The following is a 22,849-nucleotide window of genomic DNA, read 5'->3' as shown; positions in this document are numbered from 1 at the left end:
CTTAAAATCAGGATGATTTTGTCTTGGCGTTCACCCGAGGTTCGTTGCCGGTCAGCAGACGGACTATATTGCTATAGTGTCGCACCCAAATCAGGAGGGCGATGAGAAAAGTCGCGACAGGAATGGGAGAACTGGCACCCCGGCCCAACACGACAACCATCAAAATCGGTGCAACAAGAAATGCTGAAAGCGCTCCAGCCGACGAAATCCGGCTTATCCGAGCTACGGCGAGCCAGACCACGCAGCACGCCACACCAACAGGCCAACACAAAACCCAGATTGTCCCGAGTCCCGTGGCAACGCCCTTGCCGCCCCTGAATCCCAGCCAAACGGGGAAACAGTGACCGACCACCACCGAGACTGCCGCTACGGCCATGGCGAGTGACGGCGGGCCACCACCGAACCGAAGCGCCAGAAAGACTGCCAGCGCCCCTTTGAGAGCATCCAGAAGAAGGGTGGCGGCGGCCAAGCCCTTGCGACCGGTACGAAGGACATTGGTGGCGCCGATATTGCCGGAACCAATCTGGCGAATGTCTCCGCCGCCGCCGAGAGCCGTTAAAATCAGCCCGAACGGGATGCTCCCGATAACATACGCGATTGTGGCGACAAGCAGCAGGTTGGGATGTGACAGCGTCATGCCAAGCCCTTAGCCGTGAAGACCTCGCGGCCTCGTCGGAAGGTCCGCAGGACCCGTCCTGTCAGCTTCTGACCATCAAACGGCGTATTTTGGGCCCGGCCCGGCAGTTCGCCAGCCGTCACTTCCCAAACAGCATCAGGGTCGAACAGGCAGAGATCGGCATCCTGACCAATTGCCAGTGTTCCCGCCGAAATGCCCAGAAGAGCGGCGGGAGCACAGGTGACAAGACGCAGGGCATCCATCAGAGGCAGCCCTGCGCCCAGTGTCACACCCAGAAGCGTGACAAGACCTGTCCCACCTGCACGCGCCTGCGCGAACGGAAGACGTTTGTCGTCCGCATCTGCCGGGGCGTGATCAGATGCCACGGCATCAATCGTACCATCAGCAAGGGCCGCACAAACCGCTGCTCTGTCTGATTCCGCACGGAGCGGTGGGGAGAATTTCGCGTAGGTACGGAAGTCCCCAATGTCTTCTTCCGTCATGGCGAAATAAGGGGGCGCTGTGTCACATGTTACTTTGATACCATGTGTTTTGGCTGTCCGGATCAGATCTAGCCCTTCGGCGGTAGAGACGTGCGCGAAATGCAGTCTCGCTCCAGTCATCTCCGCCAAACGAAGATCGCGGGCAATCATGATCGCCTCAGCAGCGGCAGGAACCTGCGGCAGACCTAGTCGGACTGCCAGCGCACTGGCGGTCGCGCAGGCGCCTTTGGCGAGTGAAGGCTCTTCTGGATGCTGCACAACCAGCGCGTCAAGGAAGCGGGAATAGGACAGCAGATTGCGCATCTGCTTGGCGTCTGTGATGGCACGCGTGCCATCGGTGAACGCCACGGCGCCTGCATCCTGCAACAGACCCAGCTCCGCCATGTCTCCGCCCTCGCAGCCACGCGTCAGCGCGCCATAAGGGTGAATGGAGACCATACCCGTCTCTTCGCCGCGCACCTTCAGAAGATGCACCAGAGCCGGATTGTCGATTGCCGGAGACGTGTTGGGCAGAACGGCCATGGTGGTAATTCCACCCGCTACGGCAGCCCGTGCACCTGACTTGACGCTTTCACGATATTCGAAGCCTGGTTCACCCAAGGCAACACGCATATCCACAAGCCCAGGGCACAGAACTGCACCCTGACCATCAATCACGCGCGCGCCTTCTGGCGTCTCGGGGGTGTCGATAGCGGCGATGCAGCCGTCTTCAACCGTCAGGCGTCCGATGCCATCTCGGCCATATGCTGGATCGACCAGACGGACATTTTCAAAAACAGTAATCGTCATGAGGGCATCCGTGCGCGTGACAGGCGATCAAGAACGGCCATACGCACCGCCACACCCATTTCCACCTGTTCTGCAATCACGCTCTGGTCTGAATCCGCAACATCGGACGCAATCTCGACGCCACGGTTCATGGGGCCGGGATGCATGACCAACGCGCCTGGGTTAGCCAGTGCCAGACGACGGCTATCCAGACCGAAAAAACGGAAATATTCGCGCGAACTGGGTACAAGACCGGCGCCCATGCGCTCTTTCTGAAGCCGCAGAGACATGACGACGTCTGCGCCCTTCAGGGCCTCGTCCATGTCCGAATACAGCGTGACGTTCCCAAGCTCTGCCATGGCGGACGGTAAAAGCGTTGGCGGTCCAACCAGGCGGATCGTATTTCCCATTGCGGTCAGGAGATGGATATTGGATCGCGCGACCCGGCTGTGACCCACATCTCCGCAGATCGCAATGGTCAGACCTTCCAGCCGCCCGAAATGACGACGAATGGTCAGAGCATCCAATAAAGCCTGAGTTGGATGTTCATGCGTGCCATCGCCAGCATTCACCACGCTGGCTTCGACCTTCTGTGACAGCAGGGCCGGTGCACCGGACTGGCCATGACGCACGACCAGAAGATCGCAGCGCATGGCATTCAGCGTGGATGCCGTATCCAGCAGTGTTTCACCCTTGTTTACCGAACTGGTCGCGACCGTCATGTTTATGACGTCTGCGCCAAGGCGTTTGCCTGCCAGTTCGAAACTGGTGCGGGTTCGGGTGCTGTCCTCGAAGAACAGATTGATGACTGTCCGGCCCCGCAACGCATCACGTGGTGCGGAACGGGAACGGCTCAGGAGTGCATAGCTCTCCGCCAGATCGAGGAACGGAGCAATTTGCCCCGCTGTTAGCCCCTCGATTCCCAGCAGATGCCGGGGGACGGATGGCCGCTCAGGCACTGAGCACACTCGCAATACGGGCCAGAACCTCGTCACGGCCGAGAGCGGCCAGCGTCAGGTCGATGCCCGGAGATGTGGTGGATCCGGTCATGGCAGCACGTAGCGGTTGGGCAACGGAGCCGAGCTTCAGATCGTTTTTCTCTGCATAGGCGCGAAGGGCACCATCGATAGCTTCAGCCGTGAAGTCTGGCAGAGCTGCCAGATCATGCCCGACGCCTTCAAGAACCTTGCGACCGTTCTCGTCCAGCAACTTCTCAGCCTTGGGCGTAAAGGTCAGCGGAAGTGTGAAGCCTGCGAAGGCTGCGTTATCCGTTAGCTCGACCAGCGTCTTGGCGCGTTCCTTGAGGCCGGACATCATGGCCAAAACACGGGCACGCGTGCGGTCATCAGCAACAACGCCTTCACGGCCTTGCAGACGCTCCAGAACATCGTTTGTGAGACGCTCATCGTCAGCCTGACGCATCCAGACGCCGTTGAGATGTGCCAGCTTCACATAATCCATACGGGACGGGGAACGACCGACGCCATCCAGATCGAACAGCTTGATCTGCTCTTCACGGGACAGAACCTCAGCATCACCATGGCCCCAGCCCAGACGCAGCAGGTAGTTGCACAAGGCTTCCGGCAGATACCCTTCCTCGCGGAAGTCCACGACGGACTGCGCGCCGTGACGCTTGGACAGCTTGGCGCCATCCGGTCCATGAATGAGCGGCAGGTGAGCGAAGTGCGGCAGATCCCAGCCCATCGCGCGATAGATCATGGCTTGACGGAAGGTGTTCGTCAGATGGTCATCACCGCGCATGACATGGGTGATCTCCATGTCATGGTCATCACAGACCACGGCGTGCAGGTAGGTCGGCGTACCGTCGGAACGCAGGATGATCAGGTCGTCCATTTCCACGTTCGCAACGCGGACTTCGCCCTGTACCAGATCCTTGATGACGGTCTCGCCCTCACGCGGTGCCTTCAGGCGAATCACATAAGGCGCACCTTCCGGCGCTTCGGACGGATCACGGTCACGCCAGGTGCCGTCGTAACGGGGCGGACGCTTCTCGGCCATGGCCTTCTCGCGCATGGCCGTCAGTTCTTCTGGCGTGCAATAGCACTTGTAGGCTTCGCCTTTGGCCAGAAGCTCAAGAGCGACTTCCGTATGGCGGTCCTGACGGGCTGACTGGAAAACGGGCTCGGCATCGGCCGTAATTCCCATCCAGGCAAGGCCGTCAAAGATGACGTCCACCGCACGTTGCGTGGAACGTTCCTTGTCAGTGTCCTCAATCCGCAACAGGAATTCGCCACCGTGATGGCGTGCGAAGAGGAAATTGAACAGAGCAGCCCTGGCATTACCAACATGCAGCAGGCCCGTAGGGGAGGGTGCAAAGCGCGTACGGATGGTCATGCGGCTCTCATATCATGGTCATGCGGCACGGGCCATCCGCATCGTTCGACCATAAAGTGTGTCACTCTTTTGCAATGTGTTGCCTTTGAGTGTCACAAGGCCGTTACATGAAGAAAAACCCGGTTTTTCAAGCGTGTGTGATTTCCTGCACCAACGATACGTTCCCTATCCTGTCTTCAGTATTTCCACTGGGGGTGATCATGGACAGGCGAGATTTCAACGCCATGCTGACGGGGGTCGGGCTGACTCTGGGGAGTGGCCGCATCCGGAAGGCCGCTGCGTCTTCCGCACGGGTTGAGACCTTCATGCTCCGCTCCAATGGATGGGTGCCCAACAACGAGCATCTACCCGTCATTCTCTATCGGAATGTGCTCGAGAGCGGCGTGGGCCGTGAAGATGTCTATGAACACCTGTTCGGTCAGAACGGGTGGCCGGCGCGGTGGCGGAACGGGGTTTATTCCTTCCATCACTATCACAGTCTGGGCCATGAGGTTCTGGGGTTCTCTAACGGTTCTGCCCGATTGATTCTTGGCGGCCCTGAAGGGCGGGAAGTCGAAGTTCGCGGTGGCGATGTTGTATTGCTCCCGGCAGGAACTGGTCACTGTAACGTGGGCTCCACAGACGATTTCACAGTCATCGGGGCTTATCCGCCGAGCCAGTCTTTCGACATTCTGCGGAGCGCGCCATCTGCGGAGCAACTGGCTCGGATCAACGCGCTCACTTTCCCTTCGATCGACCCCGTCCAGGGTAAGGGCGGTTCTCTGTCCCGAGAATGGCACCCTTCATGAAGAATTTTCCTCTCCGCAGACGCCCTTTCCTTGCCGCTGTTGCCGGACTGGCTGCCGTTGGCAGCGCAGCAATGGCCGAATCGAAGCGTGAACTCCCAAGAATCGGTATTATTGGTTCCGGGCAGGTTGGCAGAACGTTGGCAGCCCTGTGGGTACAGGCGGGTTACTGTGTTATGCTTTCCGCCCGTAATATAGCGGACGCCCAAGCTCTGGCGCAGACGCTCGGGCCACTGGCGTCTGCCGGCACGCCCCTTCAGGCTGCTGCTTTCGGCAAAGTCGTGGTGCTTGCCGTGCCGTATGGCGCGATACCTGCTCTTGGGCGCGATCTGAACCGGACATTGACCGACAAGGTTATAATTGATCCTGCCAATCCCTATGTGGGCCGCGACGGATGGATTGCTGATGTTGCTCTCAGAGATGGCGCAGGCATCACCACGCAGCGATATTTTCCCTCTGCGCATGTCGTACGGGTTTTCAATTCCATCGACATGACCAGCCTGCGTGCCGAAGCACACCGGCCAGACCCACGTCTCGCCGTACCAATCGCGGGTGATGACACAGCGGCGGTGCTCAAGGTCAAGGATCTGGTTGAGGCCGCGGGTTTCGACCCTGTCGTGACGGGCGGGCTCGCCAGTGCTCGGCTCTTCCAGCCAGGAAGCGCGGGTTTCGAGCTGGAACGGGACGCTGCGGGTCTCAGAAGCGCGCTGCACCTTCATAACTGACGGGCACCGGAATTACGGCAGAGCGTGATGGACTAAAATCCGTTACGCTCTGCCCGTGACCCGTCCGATATCTCCTGCCGATACTCTGTTGCTTGATGAGTTTGACACCTCTCTGGACGCGCCAGTCAGTGGTGGCTTCCGCCCGTCGCTGATTGAGAGGATCTTGGCAGAGCAGGGGCGCCGGCTGTTCTGCTGGCTCCCTGTCGCGGTTGCATTGGGGGCCCTCACGTATCTGACACTCCGCTTCGAACCTCCTCTTTGGCCTGCATCCGGTATTTCGGGCTGCGTAACGGTGGCCGTCTGGTTCTGGCGAAAGCGTCCAACCTTACTGTTTCTATTCCTGGTAATTTCAGGACTTCTAATCGGCTTTCTGGACGCCTCATGGCAGACACGCCGACAACCGCCCATGCCGTCTCTGCCAACGCGAGCTTCTGTCGTAACAGGGCAGGTTATCGCGCTAGAGACACTGCCTCCCAGGCCAGGCAGCGATGAAGGCGGGAGACGGATTGTTCTGGCGCACGCGACGTTCGATACGCCCGTCGACGCAGGAATGGCGCCTCTCAAACGTACGTTGCGTTTGAAACTCCGTGATGATGATCCGGCATCCGCATTACCGGGCAGTACCGTCCAGATCAGAGCAATGTTGCGGTCTCCTTCGGCTCCGTCATGGCCGGGCGGTCGCGATCTGCAACGGGAAGCCTGGTTCTCTGGCTCAGCAGGAAGTGGGTATGCTTTGGGCACACTCCAGCACATGGATAGTGCAAACGCGACGGCAGGCCTGGAGGGACTGAGAGAAGCCATAGAAGCGCGCATCGAAAGCGTGCTCCCCGGCCAGACCGGCGCCATCGCCGCGACGCTGCTCGCAGGAGAGGCGGGCGGGATTGATGCTTCCACCCGTCAGGAATTCGCTGCCTCCGGGCTGGCGCATCTTCTGGCGGTCGCCGGGCTGCATCTTGGGTTGGTCATGGCTGTCGTCACGGTTTCTGTTCGCGCGTTTCTGACCGCCTTCGAGCGTCTGGCTCTGTATTGGCCCTGTCGAGAAATCGCAGCAGTTTCAGGATTTTTTGCTGGTATCGGATATGTCCTGTTGACCGGGGCACATCTGCCCAGCGTCCGCGCACTGGGTATGGCGACACTGGTCACGCTGGCTCTTGTTACAGGGCGGCGCGCACTGTCCATACGATCACTTGCCCTGATTGCGCTCGTTATCCTGCTGGTTTCTCCGGTTTCTGTTCTGGACGTTTCTTTTCAGATGTCTTTTGCCGCCGTGATGGGGCTGATCGCCGGGTATGAAGTTCTGCGTGAACCGCTTGCACGACTTCGAGGTGAAGGTGGGGCAGTGCGCGTCATCCTGTCCCATCTGGTTGCCTTGTCCCTCACCAGCCTTCTTGCGGGGTTAGCGACCCTGCCGGTCAGCATGGCGCATTTTGGCATCTTCCAGCCGTGGTTCGTGCTCGCCAACATGCTGGCCGTTCCTTTGGCCGCCGTCTGGATCATGCCCGCAGGTCTCCTGTCCCTGCTCCTGATGCCATTACATGCCGCGGGTCTTCCGCTCATCGTCATGGGGTGGGGCATCCGGATTATTCAGGTCATCGCGCACACAGTTGCGATGTTCCCGTTTGCTTACGAACCTGTTCCAGCCATGCCAGGCTGGGGGCTTGCTGCCTTGCTTCTCGGGCTGTGCTGGTTGTGCCTCTGGAAGGGGTGGCCTCGCCTCGCTGGATTTGGGCCTATTGGTGTGGGAATTCTCTCCATCTGGCTGGCGCCTCATCCGGACGTTCTGGTTTCCGCTGATGCAGGGTTGCTTGCCTTGAGGGGCGGCGGCGTTCTGATGGTTGGTCCTCATGGCAGTCTCGAAAACCTGGCACTTCAGGACTGGGAACGGGCGCTGGCTCTGCCAACAGGCTCCCTGCCACCAGACTGCATGACGGGTCTCTGCCGTGTCTCACTCAAAGGCCAGACGGTGCTGCTGCGGGCTAAAGATAGCCTGGATGGTGTTCGTTTGCCGTCTGCGCAGGACTGTCAGGGAATTAGCCTGTTCGTGAGTGCATCTCCGGCCCGGAATGCCTGTCCCGGAGTTCCGTTTATTGACCGTTTTTCGGTCTGGAGAAACGGCGCCTATGCGGTCTTTCTCCATCGAGGCGGTCCAGAGCTTGTCTCGGACCGGAGCTGGCGTGGGAGTCGTCCCTGGGTTCCTGCCATAGGCTCCCACGGAATGCCCAATCTGCCCTTGGCTGAGGCAGAGTAGCTTCGATCAGGCAGCTTCTTTTGTGCGGGGTGGCGTGAGACGCTTGTCCGGATACAGACACCATTGTGTCGCCGGGCAGCGCCAGCATTCAGGCGCCCGGGCCTTACAAACATAACGCCCATGCAGGATCAGCCAGTGATGGGCTGGCCGCAGCATGTCTTTGGGGATGCGCGCCACCAGACCATCCTCAACCTGCCGGGTTGTTTTCCCCGGAGCCAGCCCGGTCCGGTTCCCGATGCGAAAAATATGCGTATCAACCGCCATGGTATCGGCGCCAAACGCGACATTCATCACCACGTTGGCCGTCTTCCGTCCGACACCAGCCAGCGCCTCAAGAGACTTGCGGTCAGCGGGGACTTCCCCGCCATGTCGTTCCAGAAGCTGCTCGCACAGCAGGGCCACGTTATGCGCCTTCGCACGCCATAAGCCGATCGTCTTGATATATTGCGCGATCCCGGATTCCCCGAGTTCCGCCATGCTTTCCGGATCGGGCGCGTGTTCAAACAGCCCCTTGGTCGCCTTGTTGACTGACTTGTCCGTCGCCTGAGCCGAGAGAACCACACTCACCAGAAGCTCGAACGTATTGCGGAAGATCAGCTCGCTTTCCGCATCCGGGTTGGCTTCGGCCAGAGCAGTAATGAAAGCCTTGGCCGCGGCCTTGCTCATGGGTCTGGGGGCGTCTGTCATGGCTGAAACTCCGCGCGGGCTGTTGCGTCTGATCCGGACTGTCCGGCAAGATACGCGAAACATCTGAAAATTTCATGCCATCAGGCCGTTGTCCTTAGAGGGACAAGACGGCGGAGCTCTTCGTGTCCGATACTTCTACGCAACTCACCGGCCAGAAACAGGAAGGCCGGAAAATCGACGTTTCCTTTACAGAAGTCCTGTCCTTTGTCTGCCGCCGCTGGCTGGCACATCCAGCGCTGCTGGCCTGGACACTCTCTGGTGTGGCGCTCGCCACACTGGCAGACGTCGTCACACCGATTCTGGCTGGTCGCCTTGTCTCGGATATTTCCAAACACGCTGCCGGGCCAAACATCCCGAAAACCGATGAGCTTCTGAGCCTGCGTAATGATGCGTTCCTTATGGTGGGAGGATTGATTGCGCTTGGCTTGATTGGGCTGTTCGGTCGTCGGTCGTCTTTTGTCGGGATTTCACATCTGACGCTGGCAATCATGCACAAGGTCCTCAATCAGGCCTTTGCCCGCGTGCAGCGATTCTCAACCGACTGGCACGCCAATACCTTTGCCGGATCGACGGTTCGCCGCCTGACCCGAGGCATGTGGGCTATCGACACACTGGACGACACCTTACTGCTGATGATCGGGCCAGAGGTTCTGGTGCTCGGTGGCACTACGGCCGTCCTCATGTTCCGTTCTCCCCTGATGGGATCGGTCCTTGCGGTTTCGGTCGTGCTGTTTGCCTGGCTCTCAATTATCCTGACGCTTCGTTATGTTGCGCCCAGTGCCCGTGCATCCAATGAATGGGACACGAAAATGGGTGCAGCTATCGCGGATTCCGTCACCTGCAATCCGGTTGTCAAAGCATTCGGCTCTGAAAAGCGGGAAGAGCAGCGGCTGGACACCATCGTCGAAGGCTGGCGCGGACGTACCCTGAGGACATGGCTGCGCGGCACCAATAGCGCCAATATTCAGGCGCTGGCCTCTCTCGTGATGCGGATGCTCATGATCGGGCTTGCCGTCATGCTGTGGTGGCAGGGCAAGGCCGGTCCGGGTGACGTCGCTTACGTTCTGACAATGATGTTTCTCGTGCAGGGATATCTTCGAGACCTGGGTCAGCAGGTCAGTCAGGTGCAGCGTTCCGTCAATGAGATGGAAGAGCTGATCGCCATCTTCCGCCGGGATTCGGCTATTCAGGATGCACCAGATGCCCAGCCTGCACGGTTTACGAAGGGCGAAGTCCACTTCGAGCACGTGACCTTCCAGTATCCGGGCCAGGACAAACCTCTTTATCAGGACCTCACAATCGATATCGCGCCGGGATCACGTGTGGCCCTCGTGGGGCCGAGTGGCTCTGGAAAGACGACCCTCACGAAGCTTCTGCAACGCCTGTATGATGTGAACACTGGGCGCATCACGGTTGATGGTCAGGATATCGCGCATGTCACGCAGGATTCGCTGCGGTCGCACATTGCCATTGTTCCACAGGAACCAGTGCTGTTTCACCGCACACTGGCCGAGAATATCGCCTATGCCCGGCCTGCTGCATCCATCGAAGACATCAAGGAAGCAGCGCGTCAGGCCAACGCAGCAGCCTTTATTGAGCGTCTGCCGGAAGGCTACAACACGATGGTCGGTGAACGCGGGGTCAAGCTCTCGGGCGGTGAGCGTCAGCGTGTCGCGATTGCCCGGGCATTCCTCGCAGATGCACCCATCCTTATTTTCGATGAAGCAACATCCAGTCTGGATTCAGAATCTGAATCCCTGGTGCAGGAGGCAATGCGCCGCCTGATGCAGAACCGCACCGTCATCGTGGTGGCCCATCGCCTTTCCACGGTGATGGAGCTGGATCGGATTCTTGTCTTCAGTCGGGGTGAGTTGAAGGAAGATGGCACTCATGCCGAGTTGGTAGCTCAGGAGGGCGGTATTTACCGGCGCCTGTTCGAGCTTCAGTCTCTCGAAGGCTAAAAGTTCCTCGGGTCTTTTCACAATCGCGAGACTGTATTGGTCTTTTCTGCATGACAGAACGTTTCCCCTCAGCCTGAATGCTGCTGAGGGGAAATTCCATCATGACACTTCGTTCTGCTTTCGCTGGGCTTTTGCTGGCCGCTCCGGCGACGTTGATGGCCTGCACCGCGCAGGCAGAACCTGTAGCATTCGATCATGCCCGCCTGATCGATGGAACAGGAGACCCTGTCCGTGAAAACGTTACAGTCGTCATTAACGATGGGCGAATTGTCTCTATCGGTGATCCGGCCCCATCAGGAGCCGAACATGTCGATCTCAGTGGCAAAACTCTGTTGCCCGCTCTGATCAGCGACCACAGCCATGTCGGTATTATCAAGGGAACGTCTGGCAGCAACGAGAACTATACCCGAGCCAACATTCTGGCGGCTCTGAAACAGTACAGTGATTACGGCGTCCTTACCGTTACGGCGCTGGGCCTGAACCGATCGCCGCTCTTCGATGATCTGCGGCGGGAGCAGCATGCGGGTAAAAATCCAGGCGCGGATCTGTTTGGCGTCGATCAGGGCATTGGTGCTCCCAATGGTGCACCGCCATCGGCCATGGTCAAAGGGTTAGGCCCGGATCAGGTTTATCGTCCGACCACGCCGCAGGAGGCGCGTCAGGACGTAGACCGTATGGTCGCGGAACATACGGATCTCGTGAAACTCTGGGTGGATGATTTCCGGAACGGTGTGCCGAATGGCAAGACGCTTCCAAAGATGTCTCCTGACATTTACCGGGCGGTCATAGACGAAGCCCATCAGCACAATACGCGCGTGGCGGTCCATATTCATGATCTGGATATTGCCAAAGCTGTCGTGGATGCTGGGGCCAATATCCTCGCGCATGGTGTGCGGGATCAGCCGGTTGATCAGGCTCTGATCGACGCCGTAAAGGCTCATGGTGTTTGGTATATCGCTACTCTGGGCTTGGACGAGGCGAATTACCTTTTTGCAGAGCATCCGGAGCTTCTGAATGTTCCTTTCGTTGCGGCTGCCATCGATCCTGCCCTGATGGCTCAGCTCTCAGATGCAGACTGGCGTAAACAGACACTTTCCAAGCCGCTTGTCGCGGCTTCGCACACCGCGCTTGCGATTAATCAGAAGAACCTTCTGACGCTTTATCGGGCAGGTGTGAAAGTGGGTTTTGGAACAGACTCAGGGGCTGCTCCAACGCGTTTACCGGGGTTTGCAGAACATCGCGAACTTGCCTTGACCGTGGAAGCTGGCCTGACACCGCTTGAAGCCATTCATCTGGCGACTGGGAACGCCGCTGAACTGCTTGAGCTTGAAGATCGCGGTGTTCTGAAAACAGGGAAGCGGGCAGATCTTCTGATCGTTCGTGGCGCCCCAGACCAAAGCATCGCGGATATCGATCAGGTAGATCAGGTGTGGCAGCGGGGTATTCTCGTCAGTCACGGGCCTGTTGTTAGGCACCAGGGGCTCTGACGGGAGTGCATCCTGACGCTTATCATTTCGACAGAGTATCTATCGAGCCGTTTTTCTCTGCAGAAACCTGATTTTATACTGTTACCAGATCTGTTTATGACATAATATTTCTATGAAGCGGGCGAGAATGTAGTGTGGATGAGAGACTGCAGTCTGCTTCATGGAGCTGTCCATGGTCGGGAAAGTGCGTGCTCGATGATGGACAATAAAATCACTGCATACGGCAGGAAAACGCATGTCCTCTTTTGACTACCTTACAAATGATCCCGGCCTTCACCTTGCTTGTGATGATGGATATCTCATCCATCCAGCCCGCTGGCAGGGAAGCCATGCCCTTTTTATTCTTTCCACCCCTATAAAATCACTCTGGCTTCTCTCTCGCAGGCACAGTCAGTCTTGCGCCAGCGAAGAGCGCGGGGTCCTGATCCGGGACATCACTCTTTACGCCGTGAGAGGGGCTCACCGCCTCACATCACATCTTACATTTCCTGAAAGTATGGGATGGGCGTCGAGCGAAGGCGATGATGCCCGCTGGACAGAGGGGCGTGCTCACCTGGAACTCGAAAATGTTCTGGGCAAGGAGACGGGCATGCTGTCTGTGGAGGTCTGTTCAAAAGGGCCCTATCACCTGGAACAGGAGAGTCCGCCGCTCTCCTGTTCGCCGAACGTAGAGTTCAGTCTTCCACACATTCAGTAAGGAAAAGGGTGAGCGCGCGGCCACGGTGACTGATCGCATTTTTCTCGTGCTCGCCCATTTCTGCGAAGGTCCGGCTTTCGCCTTCTGGTGCAAACATCGGGTCATAGCCGTGACCATGATCCCCACGGGGAGGCCAGACTGTCTGGCCATGGCATTCCCCAACCACGCAATGTGTTTCGCCGTCTGGCCATGCCAGGCAGAGCGCCGCCACAAACGATGCTGCGTGGTCTGACGTTTCACCCATTTCGCGATGCACACGCTCCATGGCAACGGTCATGTCTTTTGCAGGGCCGCCCCATCGCGCCGAATAAACGCCGGGCTGGCCGCCAAGTGCCGAGACGCAAAAGCCGGAATCATCCGCTAGGGCTGGTAAACCAGATGCACGGGCCGCCGCCAAAGCCTTGATTTCAGCATTGCCCGTAAATGTGTCTGCCGTTTCATCCGGTTCTGGCAGATTCAGCTCCCCTGCAGACACAACAGTGATGCCGCTTTCTGCAAGGAGGCTGGAGAATTCACGCAGTTTCCCGGCATTGTGGCTTGCCAGAACAATTTTTGACCCACGGGACAGGCGGCGCATTACAATGTCTCCAGTGCGGAAGTCTGAGCTTTAAAGAGGGGGGCTGTGCCCAGCTTGGCCAGACGCAGCAGTTCAAAAAACTCGGTTTCCTGAAAGGGGGACGTTTCCGCCGTCCCCTGAATTTCGACGATGCCACCCTCTGCGGTAAGAACAAAGTTCGTGTCGGCCTGAGCGGCACTGTCCTCAACGTAATCCAGGTCCAGCACGGCGCCAGCAGAGGTCAGGCCGCAGGAGACCGCCGCAATTTGGGCTGTCATGACTGAGGACAGATTGGCTTTTTTCAGAGCCATGGAGAGAGCAACCCAGGCGCCGGTAATGGAAGCGCAGCGTGTCCCGCCATCAGCGTTCAGGACATCACAGTCCAGCGTGATAGTCTGTTCTCCCAGCTTCTTCAGATTCACACAGGCTCGCAGGGATCTTGCAATCAGGCGCTGGATTTCCTGCGTCCGGCCAGACTGCTTGCCCTTGGAGGCTTCACGGTTGCCACGCTGATGGGTTGCGCGCGGAAGCATGCCATACTCGGCCGTAATCCAGCCCTGACCCTTGTTGCGCAAAAATGGCGGGACACGATTTTCGAGAGACGCCGTGCACAGAACTTCCGTTCCACCCACCCGGATAAGTGCTGAACCTTCCGCATGTCGGGCAAAGCCTGTTTCAATGGAAATGGCGCGACCTTCGTCACAGGCGCGTCCGGATGGGCGCTTTGTCATGCGAAAAAATCCTCTCTCAGAACCGAGCCCTGCCTCTACCGCGTTTGACGAGAAGCCTTCCAGCCCCGACATACAGTTTTACCATGATCAGACCTGACCCTTCCTTCTTCCGTATGCCGAACTCCTTTGCTTCCGGATTAGGAGAGCGGGAAGCTGCGATCCTGCGGGAAATCGTTGAGGAATACGTTGAAACAGGGGAGCCAATCGGCAGTCGCACTCTGGCGCAGCGCTTGAATCTGTCTCTGTCTCCCGCCACCATCCGTAACGTCATGGCAGATCTTGGCCGGGCCGGGCTGTTGTTCAGTCCTCATGTGTCCGCAGGGCGTCTGCCGACCGAGAAGGGCGTTAAACTCTTCGTTGAAGGTCTTCTGCAATTCGGTGCCCTGACTGACGAAGACCGAGCCAGTATCGACAGCCGGCTGGAAATTCATGGCCGGTCCTATCAGGAGACCCTGGCGGAAGCATCGTCCATGCTGTCGGGTCTGTCATCCGCAGCAGGTCTGGTGCTGGCCCCTAAATCTGACGCGACGCTCAAACATATTGAGTTCGTTGCGCTCGGTCCGGGACGTGTTCTCGTGGTGCTGGTCAGTTCAGACGGCCAGGTGGAAAATCGCATCATCGAAACCCCGGCAGGACTGCCGCATTCTGCCCTTGTCGAGGCTGGGAACTATCTTAACGCCCACCTGGGGGATCTGACGCTTGGCACTCTGAAAGAGCGTGTCAGCAAGGAAATGGACGTCAACCGCCACGAACTTGATGCTTTGACCGCCAGCGTCATCGAAAGTGGTCTGGCCACATGGGACGCTGATGGCGGAACGCTGTTCGTTCGGGGGCAGGGCAAGCTGCTGGCGGATATCACCGAGATCGAACGACTGACCACGATCCGTATGCTGTTCGATCACCTCGAAACGCAGGAGACCATGCTTCAGCTCCTGCAACTGGCAGACGCTTCGGAAGGTGTGCGAATCTATATCGGCAGTGAGAGCGGAATGTTTGGAATGTCGGGCGTGTCCATGATCGTCGCGCCAGCCCGTAATGAAGCCCAGAAAATCGTGGGCGCCATTGGCGTCATCGGGCCAACGCGCCTGAATTACGGGCGAATTGTACCCGTCGTGGATTACACGGCCCGGATGGTCGGGCGCCTGCTGGGATAGTGACTGCAACCCTTCCGCCTTTGCGCTGTTGAATCCTGCGTCCATCGGAAAGGAAAGAGTCCATGGCTACGATTGACGCAAAGAAATCCGGTACATTCCTCATTGGTGGTGATCTCAAGGTCCACCGCCTCGGGTTTGGCGCGATGCGCATTACCGGCAAGGGCATCTGGGATGAACCTCCAGACCACGAAGAAGTGGTCCAAACCCTTGAAAGCCTCCCGAAGTTCGGGGTGGATTTTATTGATACAGCGGATTCCTACGGTCCGTTCGTCTCGGAAAATCTGATCCGTGAAGTGCTTTATCCTTACAAAAAGATGGTCATTGCGACGAAGGGCGGCCTGACACGGCATGGTCCAGACATCTGGAAACCAGTCGGAAACCCGGACTATCTGAGGCAGTGCGTGTTGATGTCCATGCGACGGCTGGGCGTGGAGCACATTGATCTCTGGCAGTTGCATCGGATTGGACCAGACTGCCCGGCAGAGAAGCAGTTCGAGGCAATTGCGAAGTTCCGCGAAGAAGGCCTGATCCGACACGTTGGGCTGTCGGAAGTGAGCGTGAAGGACATCAAGCTCGCGCAGAAATACTTCCCGGTCTCAACGGTTCAGAACCGCTTCAATCTTGTGGACCGTAAGTCCGAAGATGTTCTGGATTTCTGTACCAAGGAAAACATCGGCTTCATTCCCTGGGCACCTCTGGCTGCCGGAGAACTGGCCAAGCCCGGTACGGACATGGACAAGATCGCGCATCGGCATCATGCAGATGCAGGGCAGATTGCTCTGGCGTGGCTCCTGAAAAGATCACCGGTCATGTTGCCCATTCCGGGGACCGGAAGCAGAGCCCATCTGGCCTCTAATGTTCGGGCAGCATCCTTGAATCTCAACGATGAAGAGTTTGCTACTCTGAATCGGCAGGGTGAAGAGGTGTGGAAGAAATCCGCCGCCGGATCATAACGATCACGAGCCGCCGTAAACTGTCACAAAATGACCCTTTTCAGTGGGGGCGACGAACGGCTCGTTTCAGTGCTATGCAGTTTGTATGACGCGCCGTTCCATTCGCTCCCGTAATCCGCAGGACCCCAGGGCCAGTGTGCCCCGCGGGCCCCGTTTCCGCCGTTTCCGTCAGTCTCTTGCCATCGTCGCCGGTGTCGGGCTGGTCGGTGTTGCGGGTGCGGGTATCTTGGGTTGGACCACCTACGCCAAACTCGTGGCTGATCTGCCAAGTGTGGACAGCCTGAGAGCCTATCAGCCCCCGACCGTCAGTCGCATCTATGCGTCTGATGATCGTCTGATGGCTCAGCTTGCCAATGAGCGGCGTATTTTCGTTCCGCTGGAAGCGATTCCGGATCGGGTAAAGCGCGCCTTCCTCGCAACGGAAGATCACAATTTCTACACCCATGGTGGTGTGGATGTGATGGCCATTGCCCGTGCAGGCGTAACAGACGTTTTTGCCCGCCATGGGCGCCGTGCTGTCGGTGCGTCCACCATTACGCAGCAGGTTGCGCGTGGGATGCTGCTTAACAGCAATGCCCGCACACTTGATCGTAAGATCAAGGAAGCCCTGCTTGCCGTCAAAATGGAACAGGTGCTGTCCAAGGACAAGATTCTTGAGATCTATCTGAACTGGGCGGATCTGGGGAACGGCTCTTTTGGTGTCGCCGCCGCGGCCCAGACCTATTTCAACAAGCCTCTCGACCAACTGAATGATGCAGAAGCCGCGTCACTGGCGGCCCTTCCGAAGTCACCGACACACTACAATCCGTTCCTTCATCCTGACGCAGCCTTGATGCGCCGAAATCTTGTTCTGGATCTGATGGCCGATAACGGCGTCATTTCCCGCGAGCAGGCTCAGGAAGACAAGAAGGAGCCACTGGTCCCGCAGAAGAAACAGCGGTTTGGACCTTTGCCGGACTCAGAGTGGTTCGGGGCCGAGGTCCGGCGTCAGCTCATCAGCTTGTATGGTCAGGATCGCGCTCTTCAAGGCGGTCTTGAAGTTCATACCAGTCTGGATCAGCCCCTTCAGGTATCAGCGACGAAACTGCTGCATGAAGGTCTGATGGATTACGATCGGAGCCGCGGAGGTTGGCGTGGTCCGGTCATCCATCTTGATGGCATTGACGCAGAAGGCTGGGAAGAAAGTCTCGATAAGGTCTCAGGTCCAGCCGGAATGCTAAGGGAGTGGCGTCTGGGCGTCATTCTTCCTGGCGGAACTCGTGTTGGCTGGAATGAAGAAGGCCAAGCGAAGACGGGTCCTCTTCTGGCAACAGACATCGCGTGGGCACGTCGGATGCACCCGCTTCGTGCTGGGGATGTCATCATGATTGAACCGCAGGAAAGTGGCTCCGTTGCCCTGCGTCAGATTCCGCAGGTCGAAGGCGCTGTCGTGACGATGGACGTCCATACAGGCCGTGTTCTGGCGATGGTGGGTGGATGGTCGTTTCACGAAAGTCAGTTCAACCGCGCAACGCAGGCTCTGCGTCAGCCGGGCTCTTCCTTCAAGCCGTTTGTGTATCTTGCGGCCATGGAGCAGGGTATTTCTCCGTCCGAGAAGTTTGATGACTCCCCTGTCTCTTACGGCGACTGGCACCCCAAGAACTACGAACACGACAACTGGGGCCCGACCACTCTGCACGATGCCCTGCGTGAAAGCCGGAACCTCGTGACAATCCGGGTGGCCGCCCATCTGGGCATGAAGGCTGTTGCAGATACTGCCATCAAGGCGGGGCTGGTGGATGAAATGCCGCATGTGTTGCCTGCTGCTCTTGGTGCCGTCGAGACAACGGTCCTCAAGGAAACAGCAGCCTATGCAACCATTGCAAACGGCGGTCATGTAGTGTCGCCGACACTGGTGGATGACGTTCAGGATCGTCTGGGCAATATCATCTGGCGTGCGCCAGGTCTGGCGTTGGGAACAACGTTGCAGGCTCCCCCAGCTCCACCGGCGGCCGATCCTTCATCCCCCACGATTGCTCCAGTCACGCCTGAAGTTGGTGCAACACCTGCGCCGCCAGCAGCTCCGGTTGCCGGGAGCATCTCGGTTCCCTCCATTACAGACAGCCGTCCCGTGCTCGCCAGTGAAGCCAGCTCCTATCAGATCGTAGCCATGCTGAAAGACGTCATTGCGAACGGCACAGGTCGCATGGCGGGGGCTGGGATCGACCGTCCCATCGCGGGCAAGACCGGCACCAGTCAGGATTTCCATGATGCCTGGTTTGCTGGCTTTTCGCCGGATATCGTCACGATCGTCTGGGTCGGTTTCGATACGCCACAAACGCTCGGGCGGAACGCTGATGGTGCCCGCATTGCCGGCCCGATCTGGAACAAGATCATGAAGGTGGCGCTCGCCAACCGGCCGAAGCTGGATTTCCGTGTTCCGGCCGATATCACGCTGGCGTCCTACAACACCGGCCGTATCACTGCGACAGACGGCTTCAAGGCTGATCAGGTTCCGGGTGCGTCGGTGGCTCTGCATGGCTTTGGTGCTGGTACGGAAGCCCTGACAGCGGCAGATACCGGGGCGGATGCCGTTATTTCGGATTCCGAGAGCGATATGACAGACACCAGCGCGCCGAGTGTTGGGTCTTCCCCGAATGCCAAGCCTCAGGCCCAGAAACCTGCTGCATCGGATGGTGACATTGGTGTAGGCGGCCTGTACTGAGGGCAGCCAAACCACCTTATATATAAGTGGAGTATTTATAATGTCGGCTGAGACCGAAGCCCTCTCCGAACAGATCAAGCAGTCGGTGGCACTGCTGAGGAGGCATCTTTAACTGGGATGTCGCCACAACACGCCTCGCGGAACTGAACCACCGCGCGGAAGACCCAGACCTTTGGAATGATTCTGACGCTGCCCAGAAGCTGATGCGCGAGCGAACCATGCTCGCCAATCAGATCGAGGGCGTTGAACAGATCGAGCAGGACGTTGAAGGAACGCTGGAACTTGTCGAGCTCGCAGAAATGGAGAACGACACGGATCTGGTGCAGGAAGCCATCGCGACGTTGCGTGGGCTGGCAGCCGATGTGCACAAGCGCGAAATCGAAAGCCTGTTGTCCGGCGAAGCTGACAGCAATGACTGCTACGTCGAAGTGAATGCCGGTGCAGGTGGAACGGAAGCCCAGGATTGGGCCGAGATGATCCTGCGCATGTACACCCGTTGGGCAGAACAGCACGGCTACAAGGTGACCTTCATTGAAAGCAGTGAAGGCGAGCAGGCAGGCATCAAGTCTGCCACCATCCAGATCAGCGGCCTCAACGCTTATGGTTGGATGAAAACGGAAGCTGGCGTGCATCGTCTCGTCCGCATCTCGCCCTTCGATGCTGCTGCCCGTCGTCAAACGTCCTTCGCGTCTGTCTGGGTGTATCCGGTGGTCGATGATTCCATTGAAGTGGAGATCAACGATTCGGATCTGCGTGTGGATACCTTCCGTGCTTCAGGCGCAGGCGGTCAGCACGTTAACAAGACCGATTCGGCCATTCGTATTACCCATATCCCGACCGGCATCGTTGTCGCCTGTCAGACGGACCGCTCACAGCACCGGAACCGCGCCAAGGCGATGGAAATGCTGAAGGCCCGGATGTACGAAGCAGAACTGCAGAAGCGCGAAGCTGCCGCTGCCCAGACGGAAGCTGCCAAGACGGATATCGGATGGGGTCATCAGATCCGCTCCTACGTTCTGGCACCCTATCAGTTGGTCAAGGATCTGCGGACGGGCGTGGAAAAGGGAAATCCGGACGCTGTTCTGGATGGTGCCCTGGACGACTTCATGTCTGCTTCTCTTGCGCAACGCGTTGGGGCAACACGATCTGAAGCCAGCGCTTCTGCCCAGTAAGAGTACTCTGGCGCATTAAAACGAAACCGGAAGGCCGGGGCGGCGTAATTAATACGCTGTCCCGGCCTTCTTGTTATAATTCTGTTACAGTTTTTGGAAATTTGATTTTCTGAAGGCAGAAAAAAAGCGGAAAAGTGTACTTTTTCGCCCACTCTCCTGCGAATATTGGCGCCAGACGATCGAAAGATGAGAATTTTTCGTTTCGGGACAGGCAATAATCAGCTTGACACCATGGCCCGAAGGCTGCCCAATCAGCATATCGGGTATGTTCTCACGACATGAGACGAATCACACGTCCGTGAGGTGAGGGAACTCGATGCAAACACAAGGTCGAGATCTCGCACCGTACAGGTGTGGATCCATTGTCGGTGTCAGTGAGGGGTAAGAAGGTTTCGACATGAAGAGCTACGCCGCACAGCAGCGCAAGCCGACGGACTATATTGTCGCGATCGTCGTGGCCGTGCTGGCTATGGGCGCGGTAATCTATGCGCTCATGAGCGGTGCTGTGGGCAAACTCGTCCACGAAAAGCCGCCCATCAAGACGGAAGTGATCAAGGAGCAGCCTAAGCCGCCTCCGCCACCACCACCTCCGCCGCCGCCGCAGATGGAACAGCCGCCGCCGCCGTATATTCCGCCGCCGAAGATCAGTGTTCCGCCGCCACCCAAGGCGATCCAGCGGGTCACACACGCCAAGCCACCGCATCCGGTTCCGCCGAGCCCGACGCCTGCACCTGAGCCTGTTCCGGCTCCCCCGCAGGGTCCGCCAGCTCCGGCAGTGCCTGATCACACAGCTGGCGCGTCTCCGATCAACGGCGCCAAGCCGGAGTATCCGGAGGAAGCCCAGGAAGAGAACCGTGAAGGTAAAGTTACGGCTTCCTGCGACATTCTTCCGAACGGTCACACGGCAAACTGCGCGATTGTCAGCTCCACCGGTGGTCACGAGTTTGTGGAAAGTGCGCTCGACTTCCTTCGTCGAGCCCGGTACCAGCCCGCCGTCGTTAACGGCGCTCCGGTTACCGAGCATCACCACATTCTGCACGTTGACTTCACGATGGGCGACTAAGTGTCCGTCAGCCAGTAGTCCAATAAGATTGCCTCTTCGGATCAGGTGGTTCGGAGAGGTTCAGGAAAAGGGCCGGTCCCCATATGGCCGGCACCCCAGACAGCTCCTAAAACGGGCATCTCTAACGAGGATATGGAGTTCATGACCAGACTGTTCCGCCTTCCTGCTCTTGACGTTCCGACGAAGGCGCGCGCCGTCCGGGCCAGCGCCATGGCTCTGACGCTGGCCCTGGCTTCGGGTGCAATCGCACCGGCCGTCGCTTTCGCTCAGCCTGCACCGGCTGATCAGAGTGCTCCGGCTGCCGCTCCGGCCGACCCGTCGGCAGTGCCGCCGGCTCCGTCCTCGGACCCGTCTGCTGCACCTGCTGCTTCTGCACCGAATGATGCTGGCGCTCCGGCACCTGCCGCCGGTGATGCAGCTGCTCCTGCTGACCAGACGCCTGCTGCTGCTGCCACTCCTGGTGAAAGCGCAACAGCCGCTCCTGAAGCTCCGGCTCCGCAGGGCAACCCGTACGGTCTTGGCGCTCTGTGGGCCAATGGTGACGTGATCGCTCGTGGCGTTCTGATCATCATGGTTATCATGTCCGCTGGTACCTGGATCATCATGGTCATGAAGTTCCTGGAGCAGGGCCGTGTGTTCGCTGCCTCCAAGGAAGCTTCCCGTGAATTCTGGACGAAGCCGTCCGTTCAGGCTGGCGCTGCGTCGCTGAAGGCTTCTTCTCCGTTCCGTTACATTGCTGAAACCGGTATCGTTGCTGCAGAGCACCACGAAGGTTCCATGCGTGATGCGATCGACCTGCACTCCTGGACGGAAATGTCCATCGGGCGCTCCGTTGACACCATCAACACCCGTCTTCAGGGCGGCCTCGCGTTCCTCGGTACGGTGGGTTCCACCTCTCCGTTCGTCGGTCTGTTCGGTACGGTTTGGGGTATTTACCACGCTCTGACCGCCATCGGCATTGCAGGTCAGGCGTCCATCGACAAGGTTGCTGGTCCAGTGGGTGAATCCCTCATCATGACGGCGATTGGTCTTGCAACCGCTGTTCCGGCCGTTCTGGGTTACAACCTGCTCGTTCGCCGTAACAAGGGCGCCATGGATCGCGTTCGCAACTTCGCTGCAGACGTCCAGTCTGTCCTGATCGGTGGCTTCCGTCACGGCGTGTCTCCGGAAGACGGCGGCATGTCAGCTCCGACCACCATCACCACCAGCCAGCGGGTCTGATACTATGGGAATGAACGTCGGAGGAGGCGGCGGTGACGACGAGGTGGTGTCGGCAATCAACACCACCCCCCTCGTCGACGTCATGCTGGTGCTGCTGATCATCTTTTTGATCACCATCCCAGTCGCCACGCATACTGTGAAGCTGAAGCTGCCGGTTGATGCAAATCAGCCGACCCAGACGAAGCCAAACAATGTTGTTCTGGCAGTGACTGCGAATGGCCAGGTTTTCTGGAACACCACCCTGGTCCCTACGCATCAGGATCTGCTGAACCGCCTCGTAGAGGTGGCCAAGCAGAAGCCTCAGCCACAGGTCCAGATCCGTGGTGACGGTGCTGCCAAGTATCTGGCAGTTGGCCAGGTGGTCGCTACAGCTCAGGAAGCTGGTATCGCTCACGTGGACTTCATCACCGAGCAGCCCCACACGAACTGAAGGTCTGCCGGGCCGTTATAGAAAAACGGTCCG

The 22,849-nt window shown here is 58.4% G+C and carries 20 protein-coding genes; 13 read left to right on the top strand and 7 right to left on the bottom strand.

Going from position 1 to position 22,849, the window contains the following annotated elements; all coding sequences use genetic code 11:
- Positions 1 to 7 precede the first annotated feature (7 nt).
- From plsY to gltX, 4 genes are read right to left on the bottom strand one after another with little or no spacing between them, the layout of a single operon-like run.
- Positions 8 to 637 carry a glycerol-3-phosphate 1-O-acyltransferase PlsY gene (gene plsY / locus ABDK75_RS13600; protein ID WP_099213308.1) on the bottom strand — a complete coding sequence of 210 codons (630 nt, stop codon included), beginning with the start codon at positions 635 to 637 and terminating at the stop codon, positions 8 to 10.
- The gene (locus ABDK75_RS13595; protein ID WP_346006137.1) at positions 634 to 1,908 is read right to left on the bottom strand and encodes a dihydroorotase; all 1,275 of its coding nucleotides are present in this window, start codon (positions 1,906 to 1,908) and stop codon (positions 634 to 636) included. Before ABDK75_RS13595 ends, plsY begins: the two co-directional genes overlap by 4 nt.
- Positions 1,905 to 2,846, bottom strand: a complete 942-nt coding sequence (locus ABDK75_RS13590; RefSeq protein WP_046900251.1) for an aspartate carbamoyltransferase catalytic subunit — start codon at positions 2,844 to 2,846, stop codon at positions 1,905 to 1,907. The genes ABDK75_RS13595 and ABDK75_RS13590 overlap by 4 nt, the downstream gene beginning before the upstream one ends.
- A complete protein-coding gene (gene gltX / locus ABDK75_RS13585) occupies positions 2,839 to 4,242 on the bottom strand; it encodes a glutamate--tRNA ligase (protein ID WP_346006136.1) in 1,404 nt (467 codons plus the stop codon). The genes ABDK75_RS13590 and gltX overlap by 8 nt, the downstream gene beginning before the upstream one ends.
- Positions 4,243 to 4,442: 200 nt before the next feature.
- Here gltX and ABDK75_RS13580 point away from each other — a divergent pair, with 200 nt between their 5' ends.
- From ABDK75_RS13580 to ABDK75_RS13570, 3 genes are all read left to right on the top strand, one after another.
- Positions 4,443 to 5,030 (top strand): cupin, encoded by a 588-nt coding sequence (locus ABDK75_RS13580; protein ID WP_346006135.1) that lies wholly within the window; start codon positions 4,443 to 4,445, stop codon positions 5,028 to 5,030.
- Positions 5,027 to 5,752 carry an NADPH-dependent F420 reductase gene (locus tag ABDK75_RS13575; RefSeq protein ID WP_211501481.1) on the top strand — a complete coding sequence of 242 codons (726 nt, stop codon included), beginning with the start codon at positions 5,027 to 5,029 and terminating at the stop codon, positions 5,750 to 5,752. Before ABDK75_RS13580 ends, ABDK75_RS13575 begins: the two co-directional genes overlap by 4 nt.
- 163 nt (positions 5,753 to 5,915) lie before the next feature.
- Complete coding sequence (locus ABDK75_RS13570) at positions 5,916 to 8,000, top strand: ComEC/Rec2 family competence protein (RefSeq protein WP_346006190.1); 2,085 nt, start codon at positions 5,916 to 5,918, stop codon at positions 7,998 to 8,000.
- A gap of 6 nt (positions 8,001 to 8,006) precedes the next feature.
- On the opposite strand, the gene nth is transcribed toward ABDK75_RS13570, so the two are convergent.
- Entirely contained in the window at positions 8,007 to 8,687 is a 681-nt protein-coding gene (gene nth, locus ABDK75_RS13565; RefSeq protein WP_346006134.1) for an endonuclease III, read from the bottom strand.
- Positions 8,688 to 8,809: 122 nt separating this feature from the next.
- On the opposite strand from nth, the gene ABDK75_RS13560 reads away from it, so the two are divergent.
- The 3 genes from ABDK75_RS13560 to ABDK75_RS13550 all read left to right on the top strand — a co-directional run bounded on the left by ABDK75_RS13560 (position 8,810) and on the right by ABDK75_RS13550 (position 12,832).
- Positions 8,810 to 10,648, top strand: coding sequence for an ABC transporter ATP-binding protein (locus ABDK75_RS13560; protein WP_346006133.1), 1,839 nt, complete (start codon positions 8,810 to 8,812; stop codon positions 10,646 to 10,648).
- Between the two features lie 101 nt (positions 10,649 to 10,749).
- The gene (locus ABDK75_RS13555; RefSeq protein ID WP_086633157.1) at positions 10,750 to 12,135 is read left to right on the top strand and encodes an amidohydrolase family protein; all 1,386 of its coding nucleotides are present in this window, start codon (positions 10,750 to 10,752) and stop codon (positions 12,133 to 12,135) included.
- Positions 12,136 to 12,370: 235 nt separating this feature from the next.
- Positions 12,371 to 12,832 carry a hypothetical protein gene (locus ABDK75_RS13550; RefSeq protein WP_346006132.1) on the top strand — a complete coding sequence of 154 codons (462 nt, stop codon included), beginning with the start codon at positions 12,371 to 12,373 and terminating at the stop codon, positions 12,830 to 12,832.
- On the opposite strand, the gene rdgB is transcribed toward ABDK75_RS13550, so the two are convergent.
- Both rdgB and rph read right to left on the bottom strand, forming a co-directional pair.
- Complete coding sequence (gene rdgB / locus ABDK75_RS13545) at positions 12,810 to 13,409, bottom strand: RdgB/HAM1 family non-canonical purine NTP pyrophosphatase (RefSeq protein ID WP_086633114.1); 600 nt, start codon at positions 13,407 to 13,409, stop codon at positions 12,810 to 12,812. The genes ABDK75_RS13550 and rdgB overlap by 23 nt on opposite strands.
- Positions 13,409 to 14,119: a ribonuclease PH gene (gene rph / locus ABDK75_RS13540; protein ID WP_346006131.1), complete on the bottom strand. Its 711-nt coding sequence runs from the start codon at positions 14,117 to 14,119 to the stop codon at positions 13,409 to 13,411. Before rph ends, rdgB begins: the two co-directional genes overlap by 1 nt.
- 83 nt (positions 14,120 to 14,202) lie before the next feature.
- Here rph and hrcA point away from each other — a divergent pair, with 83 nt between their 5' ends.
- The 7 genes from hrcA to ABDK75_RS13505 all read left to right on the top strand — a co-directional run bounded on the left by hrcA (position 14,203) and on the right by ABDK75_RS13505 (position 22,816).
- Positions 14,203 to 15,273, top strand: a complete 1,071-nt coding sequence (gene hrcA, locus ABDK75_RS13535) for a heat-inducible transcriptional repressor HrcA (RefSeq protein WP_046900246.1) — start codon at positions 14,203 to 14,205, stop codon at positions 15,271 to 15,273.
- 62 nt (positions 15,274 to 15,335) lie between these two features.
- The gene (locus ABDK75_RS13530) at positions 15,336 to 16,226 is read left to right on the top strand and encodes an aldo/keto reductase (protein ID WP_086633116.1); all 891 of its coding nucleotides are present in this window, start codon (positions 15,336 to 15,338) and stop codon (positions 16,224 to 16,226) included.
- A gap of 85 nt (positions 16,227 to 16,311) precedes the next feature.
- Positions 16,312 to 18,930: a PBP1A family penicillin-binding protein gene (locus tag ABDK75_RS13525; RefSeq protein WP_346006130.1), complete on the top strand. Its 2,619-nt coding sequence runs from the start codon at positions 16,312 to 16,314 to the stop codon at positions 18,928 to 18,930.
- 40 nt (positions 18,931 to 18,970) lie between these two features.
- A protein-coding gene (prfB, locus tag ABDK75_RS13520; RefSeq protein WP_099213300.1) for a peptide chain release factor 2 occupies positions 18,971 to 20,102 on the top strand; the annotation gives its coding sequence in 2 pieces (ribosomal slippage) (positions 18,971 to 19,039 and positions 19,041 to 20,102; 1,131 coding nt in all).
- Positions 20,103 to 20,499: 397 nt separating this feature from the next.
- Positions 20,500 to 21,165 (top strand): energy transducer TonB, encoded by a 666-nt coding sequence (locus tag ABDK75_RS13515; RefSeq protein WP_046900242.1) that lies wholly within the window; start codon positions 20,500 to 20,502, stop codon positions 21,163 to 21,165.
- A 141-nt stretch (positions 21,166 to 21,306) separates the two neighbouring features.
- A complete protein-coding gene (locus ABDK75_RS13510; protein ID WP_080951457.1) occupies positions 21,307 to 22,386 on the top strand; it encodes a MotA/TolQ/ExbB proton channel family protein in 1,080 nt (359 codons plus the stop codon).
- 4 nt (positions 22,387 to 22,390) lie between these two features.
- Positions 22,391 to 22,816: a biopolymer transporter ExbD gene (locus ABDK75_RS13505; RefSeq protein ID WP_086633118.1), complete on the top strand. Its 426-nt coding sequence runs from the start codon at positions 22,391 to 22,393 to the stop codon at positions 22,814 to 22,816.
- Positions 22,817 to 22,849 lie beyond the last annotated feature (33 nt).

Source organism: Gluconobacter sp. OJA, from assembly GCF_039638325.1.
GTDB classification, from domain to species: Bacteria; Pseudomonadota; Alphaproteobacteria; order Acetobacterales; family Acetobacteraceae; genus Gluconobacter; species Gluconobacter cerinus.
Note: the sequence above shows the minus strand (reverse complement) of the source record. Positions and strands in the feature narration are given on the sequence as shown.